At 68.6% G+C, this 20,334-nt stretch carries 15 protein-coding genes; 2 read left to right on the top strand and 13 right to left on the bottom strand.

Going from position 1 to position 20,334, the window contains the following annotated elements; translation table 11 throughout:
• Positions 1-49: 49 nt before the first annotated feature.
• Genes tagF through tssJ form a run of 5 tightly spaced genes read right to left on the bottom strand, consistent with a single transcriptional unit; the run spans position 50 to position 7,623 of the window.
• Positions 50-745 carry a type VI secretion system-associated protein TagF gene (gene tagF / locus CFB34_RS11000; protein WP_089442469.1) on the bottom strand — a complete coding sequence of 232 codons (696 nt, stop codon included), beginning with the start codon at positions 743-745 and terminating at the stop codon, positions 50-52.
• The gene (gene tssM / locus CFB34_RS10995; RefSeq protein ID WP_089442470.1) at positions 727-4,353 is read right to left on the bottom strand and encodes a type VI secretion system membrane subunit TssM; all 3,627 of its coding nucleotides are present in this window, start codon (positions 4,351-4,353) and stop codon (positions 727-729) included. The genes tagF and tssM overlap by 19 nt, the downstream gene beginning before the upstream one ends.
• 1 nt (position 4,354) lies before the next feature.
• Positions 4,355-5,677 (bottom strand): DotU family type VI secretion system protein, encoded by a 1,323-nt coding sequence (locus CFB34_RS10990; RefSeq protein WP_089442471.1) that lies wholly within the window; start codon positions 5,675-5,677, stop codon positions 4,355-4,357.
• A 15-nt stretch (positions 5,678-5,692) separates the two neighbouring features.
• On the bottom strand, positions 5,693-7,111 hold the full coding sequence (gene tssK, locus CFB34_RS10985) for a type VI secretion system baseplate subunit TssK (RefSeq protein ID WP_089442472.1): 1,419 nt from the start codon (positions 7,109-7,111) through the stop codon (positions 5,693-5,695).
• Positions 7,108-7,623 (bottom strand): type VI secretion system lipoprotein TssJ, encoded by a 516-nt coding sequence (gene tssJ / locus CFB34_RS10980; protein WP_089442473.1) that lies wholly within the window; start codon positions 7,621-7,623, stop codon positions 7,108-7,110. Before tssJ ends, tssK begins: the two co-directional genes overlap by 4 nt.
• Positions 7,624-8,253: 630 nt before the next feature.
• Between tssJ and CFB34_RS10975 the strand changes: the two genes are divergently transcribed.
• Both CFB34_RS10975 and tagH read left to right on the top strand, forming a co-directional pair.
• A complete protein-coding gene (locus tag CFB34_RS10975) occupies positions 8,254-8,640 on the top strand; it encodes a TssQ family T6SS-associated lipoprotein (protein ID WP_089442474.1) in 387 nt (128 codons plus the stop codon).
• A 44-nt stretch (positions 8,641-8,684) separates the two neighbouring features.
• Positions 8,685-10,148, top strand: coding sequence for a type VI secretion system-associated FHA domain protein TagH (tagH, locus tag CFB34_RS10970; RefSeq protein ID WP_089442475.1), 1,464 nt, complete (start codon positions 8,685-8,687; stop codon positions 10,146-10,148).
• A gap of 54 nt (positions 10,149-10,202) precedes the next feature.
• Here tagH and CFB34_RS10965 read toward each other — a convergent pair whose 3' ends face one another.
• The 8 genes from CFB34_RS10965 to CFB34_RS10930 all read right to left on the bottom strand — a co-directional run bounded on the left by CFB34_RS10965 (position 10,203) and on the right by CFB34_RS10930 (position 20,181).
• Complete coding sequence (locus CFB34_RS10965; RefSeq protein ID WP_089442476.1) at positions 10,203-11,681, bottom strand: diguanylate cyclase; 1,479 nt, start codon at positions 11,679-11,681, stop codon at positions 10,203-10,205.
• Positions 11,682-12,057: 376 nt separating this feature from the next.
• Positions 12,058-13,503: an NAD-dependent succinate-semialdehyde dehydrogenase gene (locus CFB34_RS10960; RefSeq protein WP_089442477.1), complete on the bottom strand. Its 1,446-nt coding sequence runs from the start codon at positions 13,501-13,503 to the stop codon at positions 12,058-12,060.
• A gap of 152 nt (positions 13,504-13,655) precedes the next feature.
• Positions 13,656-14,954, bottom strand: a complete 1,299-nt coding sequence (locus tag CFB34_RS10955; protein WP_089442478.1) for a cytochrome c — start codon at positions 14,952-14,954, stop codon at positions 13,656-13,658.
• 15 nt (positions 14,955-14,969) lie between these two features.
• Complete coding sequence (locus CFB34_RS10950) at positions 14,970-17,192, bottom strand: xanthine dehydrogenase family protein molybdopterin-binding subunit (RefSeq protein WP_089442479.1); 2,223 nt, start codon at positions 17,190-17,192, stop codon at positions 14,970-14,972.
• A gap of 84 nt (positions 17,193-17,276) precedes the next feature.
• Complete coding sequence (locus CFB34_RS10945) at positions 17,277-17,732, bottom strand: (2Fe-2S)-binding protein (RefSeq protein WP_043183740.1); 456 nt, start codon at positions 17,730-17,732, stop codon at positions 17,277-17,279.
• 135 nt (positions 17,733-17,867) lie between these two features.
• Positions 17,868-18,167 carry a putative quinol monooxygenase gene (locus CFB34_RS10940; RefSeq protein ID WP_089442744.1) on the bottom strand — a complete coding sequence of 100 codons (300 nt, stop codon included), beginning with the start codon at positions 18,165-18,167 and terminating at the stop codon, positions 17,868-17,870.
• Positions 18,168-18,267: 100 nt separating this feature from the next.
• Positions 18,268-19,326, bottom strand: coding sequence for an NADP-dependent oxidoreductase (locus tag CFB34_RS10935; protein WP_089442480.1), 1,059 nt, complete (start codon positions 19,324-19,326; stop codon positions 18,268-18,270).
• 234 nt (positions 19,327-19,560) lie between these two features.
• Positions 19,561-20,181: a TetR/AcrR family transcriptional regulator gene (locus CFB34_RS10930; protein WP_089442481.1), complete on the bottom strand. Its 621-nt coding sequence runs from the start codon at positions 20,179-20,181 to the stop codon at positions 19,561-19,563.
• Positions 20,182-20,334 lie beyond the last annotated feature (153 nt).

Here is a 20,334-nt window from a genome sequence, read left to right as displayed (position 1 = left end):
CCCGCCGCACCCGCCGCGCCCGGCGGCCCGCCGTCCGTCAGCCGGCTCGCTAGCTGCCGCCGAACAGCGTCAGGAACAGCGCGTTGTCGGGCGTGCCCGTATGCGCGTGCGTGCGCAGCGGCGATCCGTCCGCGCGGTTGGTCCACCAGAAACTGGTGCCGCCGTGCGGATCGAAATAGCCGGACAGTCCCGGCCACGCGGCCGGGGCCGGCCGTTCCGGCGGCGGCGCCGGCATGCCGTCGACGATGTCGGCGTAGGTGTCGTCGACCGGCGTGAGCCGCACGCGCGCCAGCATCTGCTCGAGATCGCCGGGCGCGCGGGCATGGCGGATCGTGTCGAGCAGCGCCTGGCCGACCTGCCAGTAGAACGTGTCGGCGGCATCCGGCAGCCCGTTCCAGTAATCGGCGGCGCGCATCGGCAGCGTGGCGATCACCGGGTAGTAGCGCCCCACGCGGTCGCAGCTCGGCGCGAGGCAGCCCGGCTGAATGCACGACGCCCCCGCGCCCGCCGGAATCAGGAAATTCCAGACCGGCGCGACCGTGTAGTGGCGCTCGATCTCGTCCGCGCCGCGCTGGCGCATCGCGGCCATGCCCTGCTGGAGCCAGCGCTCCCACCACAGCGCGAGCGCATGCGGCAGCCGGCTGTTGACGAAGTCGCCGGCGCCGGGAATCTTCCCGTACCAGGCCGGCGCATCGCCGTCGGTACGCGTGAACGGCGGTGTCGGGCTCATGGCTTCGGCGGGCATGTAAAGGACTCCATCTGGGGCAGCCTGAACGGGTTGCGGACACTGCCCGCATTCACTTGCAGCACGATCGGTTTGCCGTCGACCGTGAAGCGCGCAATCATCTGGTCCGAGCCGCGTCCGGCCGACACCCCCGCGCGGTCGAACAGCCGGTGCAGCGCCCACGGCCCGTCGGTCGAGAAGCCGTCGGTCGCGCCCGCCTGCCCGGACACCTGCAGCCGCACCTGGTTGCTGCCGCGCGGGCCTGGCCAGTTCACCGCGCTCTGCACGAGCGGGCCGTGCGCGTAGCGGACGATCTGCCCGTCGACGTCGAGCACCATCTCCGTGATCGACGGGTCCATTTCGAGCGGCTGGATCTGTACCTTCAGCTGGGCGGTGCGCGCGCCGCCGCCGAAATAGACGTCGCGGATCACCGCCGCCTTCTCGAACGACGCCAGCATCGCGGCGGCCGACGGATCGGCGTCCGCATTGCGGTTCGCGAAGCGCCACGGGTGCGACGTCGTATCGACGATCGACTGCAGGTTCTTCTGGAAGAAGTCGTCCATCAGGCCGCCGGGCGCGAACATCTGCGCGAAATCCGCCGGCGCGACGTCGCGCGACGCGCCGCGCGCGAACGGATAACGGCCCGCGATCGCCTGCCGGCAGAAGTCGCCGACGTTCGCACCGGCCCGGGTCGCGACGCTGCGCTGCTCGACGGTCGCCACGCTGCCGTTCGCGACGTTCGACAGGTCGTCGAGCACTTCGCGGAACGGTGTCGGCAGGCGGCCGGCCTGCGCACGGAGTTTCGCGGGCGCATCGGACGGCGGCGGTTGCGCGCCGCTCCTCAGTGCGTCGTCGGTGGCCGTCAGGTACGTGTACAGCGCGTCGATCGACTTCAGCACGTCGTTGAATGCCGCCGCCTGGTCGCCGCTGCCCGGCGCGAACGCACGCAGCCCGGCGAAGTGGCTGTCGACGATCTGCTCGGCGCTCGCGGGCGCCGCCGCGGACGCGCTCGCATTGCCGCCCTGGCCCGCGAAGATCTGCGACAGCGAGCTGCGCGCCTCGTCGACCTTGTCCTGCGCTTGCGCCGCGAGATTGCGCGCCCCGCCCGGTGCATCGCCGAGCGCGGTGTCGCGTGCGAGCGCCACCATCAGCCGCGTGAGCGGCGAATCGGCGGACGACAACGCGCGCGCCACCTGGATGCTCTGTGCGAGCGTCGCGGTGCGCTGCAGCTTGATGTCGGCGAGATAGTCGTCCCAGATCTTCAGGTAGTCGTTCAGGTAGAGCTGGCGGATATCGCGCGCCCACGCGGCCGCGTCGTTCGGGCCGGGAATCTCGGACAGCCCGAGGTTCAGCACCCACACTTCCTCGCGCCCGTACGCGTCGACCTCGCCGGCCAGGCGCGGCGCGAACACGTTGCGATAGCCGTTGCGCGTATAGAGTCCCGGCACGCCTTCCGACAGCGGCTTGCCGCTCTGCCGGCGGAACACCAGCGATGCGTCGGGGCCGACCGCCCGCGCCACGCTGAAGTCGAACGCGGCCGTGGCCGGTCGAAGCGTCATCGTCATCTGCCGGTACAGCCGCTGCGAGAACGGCACCTGGCGCAGCCGGTCGCGCACGTCGGCTACGAGGCGCTCGTTCATCGGAAACGGCGACACCGCGACCCGGTTGCCGAACAGCGCGGCAAGATGCGCACGCAGCGCGGCGCGTTCGGCCGGCGAGAAATCGGGCGGCAGCGCGCGTTCCATCTCGAGGTCGACGACGGCCTGCACGAACGCGGGATCGTAGTGCGCGCTGTCGTACAGCATCAGGTACGCCTTCAGCGCGGCATACGCATATTCGGTCTCGTCGGGGCGTGCGTCGCGCAGCGCCGCCTCCATCCGGCTCGCGGCGATCGGCAGCAGCACGTCTTCGAGCGCGCGCCGGTACACGGCGTCGACGGCTTCGTCGATCTTTTCGCCCTGGAACAACCCCCACCGGTACGCGAGCGGAGGATGCTGCAGGTCGATGCCGCCCGCATTCGCGAGGTTGCCGAGCGCGTCGAGCACGGGCAGCAGACGGGCGACGTCGGCCGCATCGGAGAATTTCGCGCCGGCGATCTGCGCATCGACGGCCGGCACGCGCGCGCCGATCTGGTCGAGATACGCGCGGTTGTTCGAATAGCTGCGCAGCCACGCAAACAGCACGGCCACGCACGCCAGCGCGAGCAGTACGTAGCCGGCGATCTGCAGCACGCGCCGCTTCTGGTGCCAGCGCAGGTCGCTGCCGGCGAGCGCGGCCTCGCGGAAGATGTGTTCCTGCAGCAACGACTTCAGGAAGAAGCTGCGCCCGGTCGAGCCGACCTGCGCGACCGGCGGCACACCCTCGATCTTCAGGAAGCGCTTGATGCCGCTCATCACGCGATCGAACGCGGTGCCCTCCTGCGTGCCGCTCGTCAGGTAGACGCCGCGCAGCATCGGCATCGGCTCGTAGCTCGACACGGAAAACACCTCGGCGACGAACTGGCCGAGCATGTCCTGCAGGTCGGCGATCTGCTGCGGCAGCAGGTACGTCATCTCGCGCTGGCGCGCGTCGGTCTGCGCGGCGAGCAGTTCGGGCAGCCCGTCGTTCAACCGCTGGTGCAGCAGCCGGTATTCGCGGTCGAATGCCGCCCGCAGGTCGAAGCCCGGCGCCTCGCTCTGCGCGAGCGGGAACGTGAAACCCCACACCTGCGCGCATTCCGAGCGGCCGTAGTGGCTGAAATACTCGGCGAAGCCCGCGAGCAGGTCGGCCTTCGTCACGAGCAGGTACACGGGAAAGCGGATGCCGAGTTGTGCGCGCAACTCGAGCAGCCGCTTGCGCAGCACCATCGCGTGCTGCGTGCGTTCGGCTTCCGACGCGCCGAGCAGGTCGGCCACGCTGATCGTCAGCATCGCGCCGTTCAGCGGCTGGCGTGTGCGGTACTTCTTCAGCAGGTCGACGAAGCCTTTCCATTCGGCCTCGTCGAGCGCGCGGTTGCCCTCGTGCGTCGTATAGCGGCCGGCCGTATCGATCAGCACCGCGTCGTTCGTGAACCACCAGTCGCAATGCCGCGTGCCGCCCACGCCGCGGATCGCCGCGCGGCCGAACTGCTCGGCCAGCGGAAAACTCAGCCCGGAATTCACGAGCGCGGTGGTCTTGCCCGAGCCCGGCGCGCCGATGAACACGTACCACGGCAGCTGATACAGATACTGGCGCGACATCCGGTCGAACCAGCGCGGCAAGCCCTTGCGCACGGTGTCGGCCTGCCCGAAGCGCACCTTCTTCAGCAGCGAAGCGGCTTCGTCGAAGCGGCTGCGCAACTCGTCGAGCTGCGCTTTCGCCGGATCGTCGGCGACGGCCGGCCCGGGCGCGGCCTCGCGCAGCTGGTTCAGCAACTGCGCGTTGAGCCGGCCGGCGCGCCAGCTGCGCCACGCAACGCGTGCGCCCCACGCGATGAACAGCACCGCGATCGTCAGCCCGCGCGCCCAGCCGCTTTCGAGCGGCCGGACCTCGGCGAACGCGAACAGCGGCCCCGCGAGCCACACGAAGCACGCGAGCACGACGAGACCGGCGAAGGTCCAGATCTCCCGCGACGGCAACGGCCGGACGAAACGCGCGACAGCCTGGTTCATGTCAGTTGGCTCCCTGCGAGGCGCTCGCGCCGACGGCGGCACTGCCGGGCGCCGGCAGCAGCGTAATCTCGACGCGCCGGTTCAGCGCGCGGTTCGCCGGCGAATCGTTCGGCGCGACCGGATCGAGCGTGCCGCGCCCTTCCGCCGCGAGCCGTTCCGGATGGTCGAGCCGCGCGGCGATCATCCCGCGCACGGCTTCCGCGCGTTCGCGCGACAGGTCCCAGTTCGATGCGAAGCGGGCCGTATGCACGGGCGTGTCGTCGGTATAGCCGGTCACGCGGACGTTGCCGGGCACCTTGTTCAACGCATCGGCCACGCGCGCGAGCACCGGCACGTAGCGGTCGATCACCGACGTCGAGCCGGACTTGAACACCCCGTCGCCGCGCAGCACGATCACGCTGCGGTCGGCCTGGTCGCGCACCGCCACGAGGCCGGCCGCGATCTCCGGTTCCAGGAACTTCGCGATGCGCGGCGCCTGGGCCGGGCGCGGCGGCGCCTGCGCGGGCTGCAGTTTCGGCACGTGCAGCGCGTCGATCGACGCGAACAGCCGGTCCGAATGCCCGGCAAGCGCGATCCGCAGCCCGACGAACACGCCGAAGCCGATCAGCAGCGCGAGCGCCACGCACACCCACAGCGGCACGCCGAAGCGGCGCGCGACATCGCGCGTGACGACGTCGCGCCAGTGCGGCGACAGTGCCGGTTCGAATTCGCCGCGCACCGCGCGGATCGTCAGCGCGAGCTGGTGGCGCAGCGCGTCGAGCTGCGCATGGCCGTTGTCGAGCACGCGATAGCGGCCCTCGAAGCCGAGCGCGAGACAGAAATACAGCAGCTCGAGCAGGTCGAGATGCTGGCGCGGCTGTTGCGACAGGCGTTCGAGCAGGTGGAAGAATTTCTCGCCGCCCCACGTCTCGTTGTGGAACGACACGAGCAGGCTGTGCGACGACCACACGCTGCCGCCCCACGGTGTCAGCGCGGCCGCCTCGTCGAGCGCCGTGCACAGACAGTAGCGCGCGCCGATGATCGCTTCCGACGGCACGCCGGCCTCCTGCGCCCGCGCCTCGAACTGCCGGATCTCGACCACCAGGTGCTCGCGCAGCCACGCGGGGTTCGGGTGATGGACGGTCGAGCGGATCTGCGGCACCAGGTTGAGCAACGGATTCGCCGCCGCGACGAGCGGGTTCGTGCCGCTCGCGGCCCAGCGCCCGGGGCGCGGCTGCGTCGCGGTCGGGCCGGCCGCGCCCGCCGTGGCCGGATGCATGCCGCCCGGATTCGGCGGTACGAATCCGCCGGCGCCGGGGGAGATCGAATCGGAGGAGGAATTCATCGCGTCGCCCCGCCCTTACCCGCGTATCGCCCAGAATTCCATCGAGAGCCCAGGGAATTCGCCGGCGAAATGGAAAGCGAGACCGCCGGAGCGCGCCAGCTGCTTCCACAGGTCGCTGCCCTTGTCGATCTCGAAGTACGTATGGCCCGCGTGATACGGGATCTGCCGCGGCGCGACCGGCAACTGGCGCATCGTGATGCCCGGCAACTGCAGTTGCACGAGATCGCGGATCCGCTCGACCGGCCCGAGCTTCGCCTGCGCGGGAAACCGGGCGCGCAGGCTGTCGGCCGGTACGTCCGCGCGCACCGCGAGCACGAAGCCGGCCGTGTCGCGCAGCGCCGGGTCGGCCAGCGTCGCGACGCGAATGCCGTTGCCCGCATCGCGCAGCTCGATCTGGATCGCGTTCTGCTCGAGCACCGTCGACAGCGACCGGCGCAGCTCGGTCATCAGCTCCGCGAAGCTTGTGCGCAGGTCGTCGTGCACGTAGACCGCAAGCGACTGCGGGCGCCGGCCGGCCGCCGTGAACGTGCTCAGGTCGCAGGCGAGCTTCAGCCAGTCGCAGAACAGCGCCTCCGGGTGCGTGGACACGTGCTGCTGCGCGTGCCAGGTCAGCGCGAGATAGCGGTTCACCAGCTGCAGCAGCAGGAAATCCGCGACTTCCGACACGCCGCCGCGCCCGGGCTCCGACAGCCGTGCCGCGAGCGCTTCGCTGCGTTGCGTGAGCAGCCCGTGCAGCTCGCGCGCATAGGCCAGCAGCACGGCGTCGTGCTGTGCGACGAGGCGCGGCGGAATGTAGCCGTCGTCGACGAGCAGCCGCGCGTCGGTGCGTCGCTCGACGATCCGTGCGACGCCAAGCGCGTGCCAGTCGCCGGTCAGCTCGGCTTCGAGCATCAGCCGCACGTTCAGGCGGCCCGTCTGCAGCAGCGCGGGGCCGAGCGCGACCGCGTTCGCGTCGGCCACTTCGTATTCGCGGACGACGTAGCGCGCGACGTCGGCGCTGCCATTTGCACCGCTTGCGCCGCTCGCGGCATTGGCGCCGCTTGCACGTGCACCCGCACCGAACGACACCTCCTCGCCGCCGCCGCGCCACAGCGGCAGCGCGAGCACGACGAGCTGGTCCTTCGCATTGGCCGGCACGTCGAGCGGCTCGGGGAGATCGTCCGGATGGGACAGGTCGAACGGCGTGCCGTCGCGCATCACGCCCGATGCGGTGCGCAGCGCGACCTTGCCGAGCGCCAGTTGCTCGCGATCGAGTTCCAGCGTGTCGAAGCCCCAGTAGAAGCCTTGCAGCGGCAGGCAGCGCAGCGCGACGTAGCGTTCCCAATGCCGTTCGAGCTGCTGGAAATGCTGCGGCCGCAGGAACATCCCCTCGGTCCACACCACCCGCTGGCGGAGCGCCGCGACCGGCGTCGCGGACATCGTCGGTTCGGTCATGGGCGCCCCTTCGCATCGTTCAGCGCGACGCCGCCATTGCGGACGGCGATCGACAGCTTCAGCTCGCCCGGCGACGTCTGCCAGAACTTGTAGAGATTGAGCTGCTTCGCGCGCGGCAGCGGCACCGTCAGCCGCCAGCGGTTCTTGTCGAGCATCCGGTATTCGGCGACCACGCCGATCGCGCCGGCCTCGACGTTGCCGCGATAGTGCAGCGTGCGCGATTCGCCCGGCCGCAGGATCACGCGGTCGGTGCCGAGCAGGTCCGCGCCGAGCACGTTTTCCGGCTTGTCCTGCAGCGAGAAGAAATCCGCGCGGTCGAACGACGACGCCGCGCGAAGCTGGAACACCTTCAGCACGATCGGCGAAGGCTTGCGGTTCAGGTCAGGGTTGACGTCCGGCGCAACGTCGACGGTGATCGCATACGGTACCGCCGCGGCATGCTCCGTCGCACCGCACCCCGGCAACAGCATCACGCATCCCCATACGATGAAACTGCTCGACCGCCATTGCATATTCCACCCTCGCCACCCAATAGCCGTGCGCCGGTTTTCGACTTCGAAACCGGATGACCTGATTGAAAAAGGGACAATTAATTGATCGGTAATTGTGTAACCGGCATATCCATCCATTGCAATTCGTGTCGGCAAATTATTCTTGTAAAAAGCCGGGTCATATCATTAATGATTTTTGAAAGTCGCTTTGGCGAGATGATGGGTAATTGAATCGGGATTGGTAAATTAATGGCAAAAGTTAATCCGGCCGGTGCACGCGGGCGGCCCGGTTCCATGGCGTGGACACCTGTCGGATGGACGCAGGGCGCAAGCCAGCCACCCGCCGGGCAAGGGACGCTCGCGACGGAGGTAGTGTGGCAGGCTATTCGTTTCGCACGAACGGACGGCACCGTTTTTCGTGCATTGACGTGCGCTGACCAAACAACTGATGAATCCGAAAAACACAGCGAACTATAGGCCGTTTTTCCGGTTTCACAAGCACGGAGATTCGTAGTCGATTCTGCATTCAGGTGGAAACGGATTGCCGAAATGAAACAAAACGTAACAGCCGGTTGGGTGCCGATGATTGGCACTAGAATCCAACAGCGCTTGTGTGCCACCTTCCAATTGCGCCCATTTTTAATTTCAATAATGAAAGGTCGTTCATCGCTCGTTCTTTTTCTCGGCGCACTGTTGCTGGGGGCCGGCGGGTGCAGTACGTCCCCGACACAGTCGGCTGCACGCGCGACGCTCGACAGCGCGCGCGCCGCGTACGACAGCGGCGACTACGGGCGCACGATCGCACTGCTGAGCCATGCGAAGGAGATCGACGGCGCCGACCCCGACACGCAGGTGGCCGCGCACAAGCTTCTCGCGTTCAGCTATTGCGTGACGAACCGCATCACGCCGTGCCGCGCCGAGTTCTCGAAAATTCTCGACCTCAACCCGCGCTTCGACTTGTCCCCTGCCGAGAAGGGGCATCCGATCTGGGGGCCCGCGTTCGAATTCGCGCGCCGCAGGCATGCGTCGTCATCCTGAACGAACCGGCGTCCACGCGAGCGCTTCACCGAGCGACGTATGACATGCAACTGATCGTGATCGAACATGCCGGCGAGCCGGTCGAAAACGACTCCTACGACGCCGTCGTGTTTCATCCGCCCGGCGGCACCATCGGCCGGGCCAGCGACAACCATCTCGTGTTGCGCGACGACACCCGGCAGATCTCGCGGCTGCAGGCGCTGCTGCAGGTCGGCGACGACGCGTGCCTGCTGAAGAACCTGAGCAGCGTCTCGACGATCGAGGTGAACCGCGAGCCGGTCGGCTATGCGCAGGAGCGCCCGCTCAATACCGGCGACATCATCCGCATCGGGCCGTACGTGCTGCGCGCCGAACGTGACGACGGCGGCTCTGGCGACGATGCGCCGGTCATCGACATGGCGACCGAGACCGGCGTGCACGTCGATCCGCCGCCGCAGGCGCGAACGTCGGCCGCACCCTCGCCCGCATCGTCTTCGCGGATCGATACGAAAGGCGCCGGCATCCGGCTGTGGGGGCTGCTCCAGGATCGTCTCGCGCCGCGCGGCAAGGCCGCGGACACCGGTACGCGACCCGGCGGCCCTGCACGAACGGATGCTGCGCAGCCGGCGAACCGCGCGGCGCAAACCGTCCCGCCCGCCCCTTCACAGCGCGACCTGCACCAGCTGTCGACCGATCCGCTCGACCTGTTCGCGCAGCCGTCGGGCGATATCGGCACATCGGGCGCATCGGGCACGGCATCGCATGCCGAGCGCGGCAACACGGCACGCGAAGCGTCGTCCGCGACCCAGGCCGACCACGCGCCCGAGTGGACCCAACACGTGCGGGTGCAGCCCGCCGCCGCGCGCGCGGCCGATACGCACGCGCAGCCGGCCGACGAACCGGCGCCGCCTGCCGCGCGCCCGCCGACGCCCGATGAACTGCTGAGCGCGTTCTTCGAAGGCGCGGGGCTCGATACGGCGGCCGAGTCGCATCAGTGGTCGGCCGAGCAGCTGTACATCGCGGGCCAGTTGCTGGCGCTGTTCGCGAACGGCACGGTCGAGCTGCTGTCGTCGCGCAGCATCCTGAAGCGCGAGGTGAAGGCGCACATGACGATGCTGCTCGATCGCGAGAACAACCCGCTGAAGCTGCTGCCGGACGGCGGTGCCGTGCTGCGGCAGATGTTCGGGCTGCCGCTGCCGGGCTTCATGTCGCCGCAGAGCGCGGTGAGCGACGCGTTCCAGGATCTGCATGCGCACCAGATCGGCATGGTCGCCGGTATGCGCGCCGCGTTGATGGACCTGCTGACGCGCTTTTCGCCGCAACGGCTGCGCGAGCGCGACGACGCGATGCGCTGGTACGAGAAGCGCGTGCCCGTGCTGTACAAGGCGAGGATGTGGGATCGCTACGCGGCGACCCATCGCGACACGGTGTTCGCGATCGAGGACGATTTCGCGTCGGTGTTCGGCAAGGCGTTTCTGGCCGCGTACGACGCGGAAGTGGAAAGCTACCGCGGCAGCGGCCGGCATTGAGCGCCGAACGGCACGCCCGCCGCCGGTGGCGGGCGGCGCGTGCCGGCGGTAGCGTCAGGTGCCCGTTTCATGCGAGGCCACCTTGTTTCGCCCCGTTTCCTTCGCGTGGTACAGCGCCTGGTCGGCCGCCTTGATCACCGACTCGACCTCCCCCTCCTGCCCGGGATCCCAGCTTGCCACGCCGATGCTCGCGGTGACGCGCCCGAATTCGCTTTCCGCATGTTCGATCGCGAGCCCGTCGATGGCCGCGCGAATCCGTTCGGCGATCTCGGTCGCGCCCGTGGCCGGCGTATCGGGCAGGATCACGACGAATTCCTCGCCGCCATAGCGGGCGGCGGTGTCCGCGGGACGCCGGATGTTCTCGCCGATGCATCGCGCAACCGCCGCCAGCGCGTCGTCGCCGGCCTGGTGACCATATGTGTCATTGAAGGCCTTGAAGCGGTCGACGTCGACGAACAGCAGCGAAAACACCGAACGGGCACGGCGGGCGCGGCGCCATTCGAGGTCCAGCACTTCCCCGAACGAGCGGCGATTGTTGAGCCCGGTGAGGCCGTCGGTGCGCGCGAGCATCACCAGCTCCGATTCGGCCCGCATCCTGCGCCGCAGCTGGGTGCCCAGCAAAAAGGACAGCACGATGAACGCCGCGCCGAAGGTCGCCACCAGCGCGCCGATCATGATCGCGCGCCGCCGCCACGCCGCGTAGATGTCCTGCTCCGCCTCGGCGACCATGATGATCAGCGGCAGGTGCGGCAGCGTCTTGAAGTAGTACAGGCGGCGCACGTTGTCGATCGTCGAGGTCTCGATGAACGCGCCTTCCGGCGCCGTCATGAAGTGGCGAAACGTCGCCGCCTGGCTGATGTCGCGGCCGATGGTGTGTTCGTCGTACGGCTGGCGCATGACCATGATGCCGTCCCGGCCGACCAGCGAGATCGCGCCGTGAGAGCCGAGCGCGAGGCCGGCGAACAGCGTGTGGAAATACTCGAGATTGACCGCGATCATCACGATGCCGCCGAACGAGCCGTCCGGATTCGACACGCGGCGCGTCAGCGCCACGCTGAGCGAGCCGCCCCGCAGGCGGGACGCATACGGGTCGCTGATGTACAGCCCGGCGTTCGGATTGTCCCGGTGAACCGTAAAGTACTTGCGGTCGCCGAAATTGCCCTGGCGCGGCACGTCGTTCGCCGAATCGAGGATGATGTTGCCGGCCGCATCCAGCACGAGCATCGAGCCGAGAAATTGCGCGGTCATCGCATGATCGAACAGGACGCCGCGCCGCAGGGCCGGCGTGGCCGCCATGACGTCCGGCCGCCGAAGGCCCTGGATCACCGCCTCCAGTGACAGGCCGTACAACTCGATATTGCGCTCGATATCGCGCTCGGCGACGAGCGCCAGGTTTCGCGACGTCTCGCGTGCGCGGTCGAGCGCGTCGTGACGGCTCTGGAACAACTGCAACACGCAGAGGCCCATCAGCGCGCACGCTATCAAGGTCCCTGCCAGCACAACGTAATACGGCGCTGCCGACCGCGGATGCATCCGTGTCCTCTCAGGTTGGGCCGACGCTGACGCACCGGTTGTTCTGGTTTCTTCTGGATAAGCTATACCAAAAAGTGTGACGTCCGGGTACGAGGGGCAGTCCGTACTTGCCAGGTTGCGGGTCACGTGAGCCGAACGGTATCGGGCGGAAGGCGCCGACGTCAATTCACCGACGGATGCGGCACGCGTCGTTGCCGGTGATGGAATTGAAACAATCCACCTGCGGTGACGCGTATATTGAAATGCCGAGGGGGGTGCCGTTCGAATGAACGGCGGGAGTGAGACGCTGGCAATAGACCGGGCACCCCGCCCGGCCCACGCCGATCGCGTGCGCGACGCCAGCAAGCGCCGCGCATGCGATCGATATCGACGACCGTCAGACGGCCATCACCGTCACCGACTTCGTGACGAGGTACGGCTCGAGCGCTTCCGGCCCGCCTTCCGACCCGTAGCCCGAGTCCTTCACGCCGCCGAACGGCATTTCCGGCCACGGCGTCGCCGGCTGGTTGATCCACAGCATCCCGACTTCGAGGCGCTGCGTGAGCAGGTGCACGTTCGCGAACGAACGCGTGAACGCGTAGCCGGCGAGACCGAACGGCAAACGGTTCGCTTCCGCGATCGCCTCTTCGAGCTTGTCGAAACCGCGAATCGCCGCGACCGGGCCGAACGGCTCGTTGTTGAACACGTCCGCTTCGAGCGGCACGTTCGCGATCACGGTCGGCGCGAAGAAGTTGCCTTCCGAGCCGATCCGCTCGCCGCCGGTTTCGATGCTCGCGCCGACCTTGCGCGCGTTGTCGATGACCGACGCCATCGCGGTCAGCCGGCGCGGGTTCGCGAGCGCGCCGAGCGTCGTGCCTTCCTCGAGGCCGTTGCCGACCTTCAGCCCTTCCGCATGCTTGACCAGCGCGCGCGTGAATTCGTCGCGGATGCTGTTGTGCACGAGGAAGCGCGTCGGCGAGATGCAGACCTGCCCCGCGTTGCGGAACTTTGCGCCGCCGGCCGCCTTCACCGCGAGCGCGACGTCGGCATCTTCGGCCACGATCACCGGTGCATGGCCGCCCAGTTCCATCGTCGCGCGCTTCATGTGCAGACCGGCCATCGCGGCGAGCTGCTTGCCGACCGGCGTCGAACCCGTGAACGTGACCTTGCGGATCACCGGGTGCGGGATCAGGTACGACGAGATTTCAGCCGGATCGCCGTACACGAGGCCGATCACGCCGGCCGGCACGCCTGCGTCGACGAACGCGCGCAGCAGCGCGGCCGGCGAGGCCGGGGTTTCTTCCGGCGCTTTCACGAGGAACGAGCAGCCGGTGGCCAGTGCGGCGCTCAGCTTGCGCACGACCTGGTTGACCGGGAAATTCCACGGCGTGAAGGCCGCGACCGGGCCGACCGGCTCCTTCACGACCGTCTGCTGTGCGCCGAGGTTGCGCGGCGGCACGATCCGGCCGTACACGCGGCGGCCTTCGTCCGCGAACCATTCGATGATGTCCGCCGCCGACAGCACTTCGACGCGTGCTTCGGTGAGCGGCTTGCCCTGCTCCTGCGTCATCAGCTGCGCGATCGCGTCGGCGCGTTCGCGCACCAGCGCGGCCGCCTTGCGCATCGTCGTCGCGCGCTCGTGCGCGGGTACCTTGCGCCACGCTTCGAAGCCGCGTTGCGCGGCGACGAGTGCGCGGTCGAGATCGGCGATGCCCGCGTGGGCCACCTTGCCGATCGGCTTGCCGGTCGCCGGGTTCACGACGTCGATCGTCTTGCCGCTCGCGGCGTCGACCCACTCGCCGTCGATCAGCAGTTGCGTATCCGTATAAGTCACGTTAGCCATCCAGACACCCCTACATTGCGTCGATAAACGCGCGCTGCCGCGAACGGCCGCGCGCCGGTTGACAGAAAAAGCCACGCCGCCGGGGCAGGCACGCACCCGGCGGCAGTGACGGCGGGCACGCCGGCCCGCCCTCGTTCCGCATGGGGCCGCGCTCAGCGCGCGGCCGCCGTCGCCTTGCGGAGTTTCGCGACGTCCGCCGCCTGCACGGCCGGCGCGCCGTTGTCCCAGCCGGCGCGCATGAACGTCAGCACGTCGGCGATCTGCCGGTCGTTCAACTGGTTCGAGAACGCCGGCATCGGATACGCGGACGGCACGCCATCGATCACGAGCGTGTCGCTGCCGTTCAACGTCACGTTGATCAGCGACGATGCATCGGCTTCGAGCACGTTCGGATTGCCGGCGAGCGGCGCGAGCAGCGGCGCGTAACCGCGCCCGTCCGCGCCGTGGCAATGCAGGCAGTAAGCGTTATACACCTTCGCGCCCGGATCGGCCGCCGGCCTGCCCAGCGCGGCCTGCGTCGCCTTCGGATCGTAGCTGTACGGCGGCGCGCCCGTGCCGCCCGCCGCCGGCAGCGATTTCAGGTAACGCGAAATCGCCGTCAGATCGTCGTCGGTGAGCGCCTGCGTGCTGTGGTTGATCACGCTGACCATCGAGCCGAACGCGGTCGCATGGCGGTTCGCGCCGGTCTTCAGGAACTGCGCGACTTCGGCCTCGTTCCAGCGGCCGAGCCCCGTGTTGGGCTCGCCGGTCAGGTTCGACGCGAACCAGTTGTCGATCGGCGCGCCCGACAGGAACGCCGCGCCGCCTTCGTCGAGCGCCTTCTCCTGGAAGCCGACACCGCGCGGCGTGTGGCACGACCCGCAGTGCCCGAGCCCCTGCACGAGATACGCGCCGCGGTTCCACATCGCATCCTTGGACGGCTTGTCGGCATAAGGCGTCGTGTCGAGGAACACCTTGTTCCACAACGCGAGCGGCCAGCGCATGTTGAGCGGCCACGGGATGTCCGACGGCCGGTTCGCCTGCTTCACCGGCTCGACGCCGTGCATGAAATACGCGTACAGCGCCTTCACGTCGTCGTCCTTCAGCTTCGCGTACGACGGGTACGGCATCGCCGGATACAGGTTGTGACCGTCCTTCGCGACCCCCTTGCGCAACGCGCTTTCGAAGTCGGCTTCGGTATAGCCGCCGATGCCCGTTTCCGGATCGGGCGTGATGTTGGTCGTGTAGATCGCGCCCATCGGCGTGACCATCTTCAGGCCGCCGGCGAACGGCGTGCCGCGCGGTGCGGTGTGGCACGCGACGCAGTCGCCCGCTTTCGCGAGATACGCGCCGCGCGCGACGAGCGCGCTGTCGGCCGGCGCCGCTTGCGCGGCGTGCGCGGCCGTGCCGGCCAGCAGTGCGGACACGGCGAGCAACGACGTGCCGAGCGTCTTCAAGGTGAGGTTTTGCATGGTCGTCTCCTCCCCTCAAGCCGTCTTCAGTTGGTCGCCGACCGGCAGCTTGCGCAGCCGCTTGCCGGTTGCCGCGAAGATCGCGTTCGCAACCGCCGCGGCGGTTGCGGCCGTCCCCGGCTCGCCGATCCCGCCCGGCGCCTCGCCGCTCTTCACCAGATGGACCTCGATCGGCGGCGTCTCGTTGATCCGCAGCATCCGGTAGTCGGTGAAGTTGCTCTGCACGACGCGGCCCTCCTCGATCGTGATCTCGCCGTACAGCGCGCCGGTAATCCCGAAGATGATGCCGCCCTGCACCTGCGCCTCGATCGTGTTCGGGTTGACGACCATCCCGCAATCGACCGCGCACACGACACGCTTCACCAGCACTTCGCCGTTATCCACCGCGACATCGACGACGATCGAGAAGAAGCTGCCGAACGCGTGCATCACCGAGACGCCGCGCCCTTGCCCCGTCGGCAGCGCCGGGCCGCCCCAGCCGGCCGCCTTCGTCGCGACGTCGAGCACGTTGAGCGCGCGCGGCGTCTTGCCGAGCAGCGCGCGGCGGTATTGCACCGGGTCGGTCTTGGTCTGCGCGGCCAGTTCGTCGATGAAGCTCTCGACCACGAACGTGCCGCGCGTCGGGCCGACGCCGCGCCAGAACGCGGTCGGCACGTGGCGCGGCTCCTGGCGCACGTAGTCGACCAGCTGGTTCGGCAGGTCGTACGGCAGCTCGGCCGCGACTTCGACCGCATCGGGATCGACGCCGTGCTGGAACGCCGGCGGCGCGAAGCGCGCCATGATCGACGAGCCGACGATCCGGTGCTGCCACGCGACCGGCTTGCCGTTCGCGTCGAGCCCGGCCGAGATCCTGTCGTGGTAGCACGGCCGGTACATGTCGTGCTGCACGTCTTCCTCGCGCGTCCAGATCACCTTCACCGGCGCGTTGACCTGTTTGCCGACCTTCACGGCCTGGCCGATCATGTCCGTCTCGAGCCGCCGGCCGAAGCCGCCGCCGAGCAGATGGTTGTGCACGACGATCCGGTCGGGCGCGAGGCCCGTGAGCTGCTGCACGGTATCGCGCGCCCGCGTCGGCACCTGCGTGCCGACCCAGATCTCGCACCCGTCGCCGCGCACGTGCACCGTGCAGTTCACCGGTTCCATCGTCGCGTGGGCAAGCAACGGCTGTTCGTAGACGGCGTCGACGCGCGTCTTCGCATTCGCGAACGCCTTGTCGACGTCGCCGTCCTTGCGTGCGACCGCGCCCTTGCCGTTCGCCGCCGCCTGCGCGAGATCCGCGAACAGATCCTTCGTCGAGACCTTCGCGCCCGCGCCCTCGTTCCACTTCACGACCAGCGCCGACGCGCCGCGCTTCGCGGCCCACGTGTGATCGCCGACCACCGCCACCGCGTTGTCGACGCGCACGACCTGGCGCACGCCGGGGATCTTCTTCGCGGCCGTGTCGTCGACGCTCGCGACCGTGCCGCCGAACACCGGGCTGTTCACGATCACCGCGTAAAGCATGCCGGGCAAGCGCACGTCGAGCCCGAACTGCGCGGTGCCGTCGACCTTCTCCGGCGAATCGAGCCGCTTCGCGGGCGTGCCGATCAGCTTGAAATCCGCCGGCTGCTTCAGCGCGACGTCCTTCGGCACCGGCAGCTTCGCCGCCGCGTCGGCGAGCTGGCCGTACGATGCGCGCCGGCCGCTCGGCGGATGCTGCACTTCGCCGTTCGCGGCGCGGCAGGCTGCCGGATCGACGTTCCATTGCTTCGCGGCCGCCGCGACCAGCAGCGTGCGCGCGGTCGCGCCGGCGCGGCGCAGCGGCTCCCACGCGTAGCGCACCGACGTCGAGCCGCCGGTGAGCTGGCCGCCGAGCAGCGGATCGAGGAACAGCTTCTCGTTCGGCGGCGCATGGTCGAGCGTCACGCTCGACAGCGGCACTTCGAGTTCTTCCGCGATCAGCATCGGCAGCGCCGTATAGACGCCTTGCCCCATCTCGACCTTCGGCATCACCAGCGTGACCTTGCCGGCGCGGTCGATCTGCACGAATGCGTTCGGTGCGAACACGCCCGGTTGAGCCGGCTCAGTAGCGTCGCCGCCGATCACCGAACGACGCGCATCGTCACCCGCGGCCGGCATGCTGAAGCCGAGCAGCAACCCGCCGCCGGCCGCCGCGCCCAGCGACATGCCGAGCTTGAGGAACGAACGGCGCGACACGCCCGCGCCGGCCCGACCGGCTTCGATCAGTCCTCGTGACATGTCAGCCTCCGCAGAGCCGCCTCAAGGAGGCTGACCGCCCCCTTGGGGGGCAGAGAACGAAGTGAACGTGGGGGCTGTTTCATTTCAGGCCTCCTTCGCGGCTTGCTTCACGGCCGCGCGAATCCGGTTGTACGTGCCGCAGCGGCAGATGTTGCCGGCCATCGCCGCGTCGATGTCGGCGTCGCTCGGGTTCGGGTTCGACGCGATCAGCGCGGTGGCGGCCATCACCTGCCCCGACTGGCAGTAACCGCACTGGACGACGTCGAGCTCGCGCCACGCCTGCTGGACCTTGTGGCCGGCCGGCGTCGCGCCGACGGCTTCGATCGTCGTGATCTTGCGGCCCGCGACGGCCGCGACCGGCAGCACGCACGAGCGCGCGGCAACGCCGTCGAGATGCACCGTGCACGCGCCGCACTGCGCGATCCCGCAGCCGAACTTCGTGCCGGTGAGACCGACGACGTCGCGCAGCACCCAGAGCAAGGGCATGTCGTCGGGGGCGTCGACCGAGCGGGTTTCGCCGTTGATGTTGAGGGTGATCATTCAGCCTCCGGGGCCGGTGTATGGGGGAAGCGGCGCCAACGATGCGCCGCGTGGTGTTGTCATCGCCGCCGCATGCGGTGCGGCGGGTGCCGTGCGGCCCGGGTGGGAGCGCGCCGCGACGGGCGTACGGCGGGGTTACTCGGCGACGTCGATGCCCGACAGCACCTTGATGACCGGCGGCGCGGTGAACCAGTCGGCCGACTTCGCGCGGAATTCGCCGAAATACGGGCTCGCCAGATGCGCGTCGAACGCAGCCTGGTCGTCGTAGATCTCGTACAGGTGGAGGTTCGGCGAGCCGTCCTGCTCACGGAACAGGTCGTAGCGCCGGTTGCCCGGCTCGGTGCGCGTCTTCGCGACCATGCTGCGCAGTTCGGCCTCGGCGGCCGCCGCGTGTTCGGGCTTCAGGAACAGGGAAGCAATTACGTGCAGCGCCATCTTGTCACTCTCCTTGTCGTCGATGGTGGGGTCGAGCATGCCACAAGCCGGCGTCGCATGACGCCGGCGTGCAATCGTCGTGTGTCGTCGTGCGGACGCGTCAGGCCAGTTCGTCCGGGCCCACGCGCACGACGACCTTGCCGAAGTTCTTGCCGGCCAGCAGGCCGATCAGCGCTTCCGGCGCATCGGCGAGATCGGGGACGACGTCCTCGCGCGTCTTCACCTTGCCCTGCGCGACCCATTCGCTCATGTCCTTCATGAACGTCGCATAGCCGGTTGCATAGTGATCCATGATGATGAAACCCTGCATCCGGATGCGCTTGCGCAGGATCGTGCCCATCAGTGCCGGCACGCGGTCGCGGCCGGTCGACACGGCCTTGTCGTCGTAGGCCGCGTCGTTGTAGTGCGCGATGATCCCGCACACCGGCACGCGCGCATGGTCGTTGAGCAGCGGCCACACCGCGTCGAACACGGCCCCGCCGACGTTCTCGAAATAGATGTCGATGCCGTTCGGGCACGCTTCCTTCAGCTTCGCGGCAAATGCCGGATCGCGGTGGTCGACGCACACGTCGAAGCCGAGCGTATCGGTCACGTACGCGCACTTGTCGGCGCCGCCCGCGACGCCGACCACGCGGCAGCCCTTCAGCTTGGCGATCTGGCCGACCACCGCGCCGACCGCACCGCTCGCCGCCGCAACGACCACGGTTTCACCGGCCTTCGGCTCGCCGATCGTCAGCAGGCCGGTGTAGGCGGTGAAGCCCGGCATGCCGAGCACGCCGAGCGCGTACGACGGATGGGCGAAGTCGCGGCCGAGCGGAATGAGACCTCGGCCGTCGGACAACGCATAGTCCTGCCAGCCGGCGCCTGCGACCACCAGGTCGCCTTCGCGGAACGCGGGCAGGTTCGACGAGACGACCTGGCTGACCGTGCCGCCGACCATCGGCTGCCCGAGTTCGGCCGGCGGCGCATAGGACGGTGCGTCGCTCATCCGGCCGCGCATGTACGGGTCGAGTGACAACCAGACCGTGCGCAGCAGCACCTGGCCGGCGCCGGGCGTCGGCACGTCAACGGATTCGGCGCGGAAGTTGTCCGGCGTCGGCGCGCCGACCGGGCGCGAATTCAGGATGATCTGGCGATTAGCGGTCTTGCTTTGCGGCATGTGAGTCTCCGTCAACAGGAATGGACGTGCTTCGTGGGCACGATCGGATCAGGGATGGACCAGCGGGAGAGGCATGCGGGCGGCGGCGGCGGCGCTCAGGCCGTCGCGGCCGCGTGCATGCAGTTGAATCAATCGGAACAGCGTAATGCGGCGTGGCACGTTCGTCATGCGAAGTTGAGTAGACCAGTCGTCTAGAATCAGGGTAAAAACAAGGCGCGCCGATGCGCGCCCGCGTTACGACTGCGCGCCGCCCGGCTCGAGCGGCGGCAGGTTCAGCATGCGCCGCGTTTCGACCATCGCCCTTTCGAGCGGCTGGCGATTGCGGTGAATCTTTTCCAGCAGCGTCGCGCCCAGCCACAGCTCGTACAGGATCGCGGCCGTATGCGACGGATCGGCGACCCCGCTCCGCGAACCGTCGGCCAGCCCGGCCTCGATGCCGCCCGCGAGCCGCTCGATGATCTGGCTCGTGCCCTGCCGCAGCACCGCGCGCATCGCTTCCGACAGGTCCGACACTTCCGCGCCGAGCTTCACCGCGAGGCACTTGCCTTCCGGATCGTCCGCGCACTGCGTGTGCAGCCAGTTGCGCCAGTACGTCATCAGGCGCTCGGCGCCCGTGCCGGCCTGATGCTTGAACAGGTTGTCGAGGTGCGCGAGATAGCCGTCGAAATACGATTCGAGCAGCGCTTCGCCGAATGCCTCTTTCGAGCCGAAGTAATGGTAGAACGAGCCCTTCGGGATGCCCGCCGCAGCGAGAATCTCGTTCAGGCCGACCGCCGAAAACCCCTTGTGGAGCATGATCGGCTTGGCGATATTCAGGATGTGCTGGCGGACTTCCGCGCCCGAAGATGCATTCATGATGGCGTATGTTAGCAACGATTAGACCGGTCGTCTAGTAACGTCGAGCCGGCATGTTGAGCGGCACTTTACCCGATCCCCGCCCGGCGCCCAAACGTCGTGCCGGCATGCCCCCCTCCTTCCGGCTCCGGCGAGCGCGCGGCGTCACACGCA

The sequence above is a fragment of the Burkholderia sp. HI4860 genome, assembly GCF_002223045.2.
In the GTDB taxonomy this organism is placed as follows: domain Bacteria; phylum Pseudomonadota; class Gammaproteobacteria; order Burkholderiales; family Burkholderiaceae; genus Burkholderia.
This window is presented reverse-complemented; position numbering and strand designations above follow the sequence as displayed.

Bases quoted from the DNA above. Each gene is read 5' to 3' on its own strand.
- tagF (WP_089442469.1), bottom strand. From the start codon at position 745: ATGCCCGCCGAAGCCATGAGCCCGACACCGCCGTTCACGCGTACCGAC.
- tssM (WP_089442470.1), bottom strand. From the start codon at position 4,353: ATGAACCAGGCTGTCGCGCGTTTCGTCCGGCCGTTGCCGTCGCGGGAG.
- CFB34_RS10990 (WP_089442471.1), bottom strand. From the start codon at position 5,677: ATGAATTCCTCCTCCGATTCGATCTCCCCCGGCGCCGGCGGATTCGTA.
- tssK (WP_089442472.1), bottom strand. From the start codon at position 7,111: ATGACCGAACCGACGATGTCCGCGACGCCGGTCGCGGCGCTCCGCCAG.
- tssJ (WP_089442473.1), bottom strand. From the start codon at position 7,623: ATGCAATGGCGGTCGAGCAGTTTCATCGTATGGGGATGCGTGATGCTG.
- CFB34_RS10975 (WP_089442474.1), top strand. From the start codon at position 8,254: ATGAAAGGTCGTTCATCGCTCGTTCTTTTTCTCGGCGCACTGTTGCTG.
- tagH (WP_089442475.1), top strand. From the start codon at position 8,685: ATGCAACTGATCGTGATCGAACATGCCGGCGAGCCGGTCGAAAACGAC.
- CFB34_RS10965 (WP_089442476.1), bottom strand. From the start codon at position 11,681: ATGCATCCGCGGTCGGCAGCGCCGTATTACGTTGTGCTGGCAGGGACC.
- CFB34_RS10960 (WP_089442477.1), bottom strand. From the start codon at position 13,503: ATGGCTAACGTGACTTATACGGATACGCAACTGCTGATCGACGGCGAG.
- CFB34_RS10955 (WP_089442478.1), bottom strand. From the start codon at position 14,954: ATGCAAAACCTCACCTTGAAGACGCTCGGCACGTCGTTGCTCGCCGTG.
- CFB34_RS10950 (WP_089442479.1), bottom strand. From the start codon at position 17,192: ATGTCACGAGGACTGATCGAAGCCGGTCGGGCCGGCGCGGGCGTGTCG.
- CFB34_RS10945 (WP_043183740.1), bottom strand. From the start codon at position 17,732: ATGATCACCCTCAACATCAACGGCGAAACCCGCTCGGTCGACGCCCCC.
- CFB34_RS10940 (WP_089442744.1), bottom strand. From the start codon at position 18,167: ATGGCGCTGCACGTAATTGCTTCCCTGTTCCTGAAGCCCGAACACGCG.
- CFB34_RS10935 (WP_089442480.1), bottom strand. From the start codon at position 19,326: ATGCCGCAAAGCAAGACCGCTAATCGCCAGATCATCCTGAATTCGCGC.
- CFB34_RS10930 (WP_089442481.1), bottom strand. From the start codon at position 20,181: ATGAATGCATCTTCGGGCGCGGAAGTCCGCCAGCACATCCTGAATATC.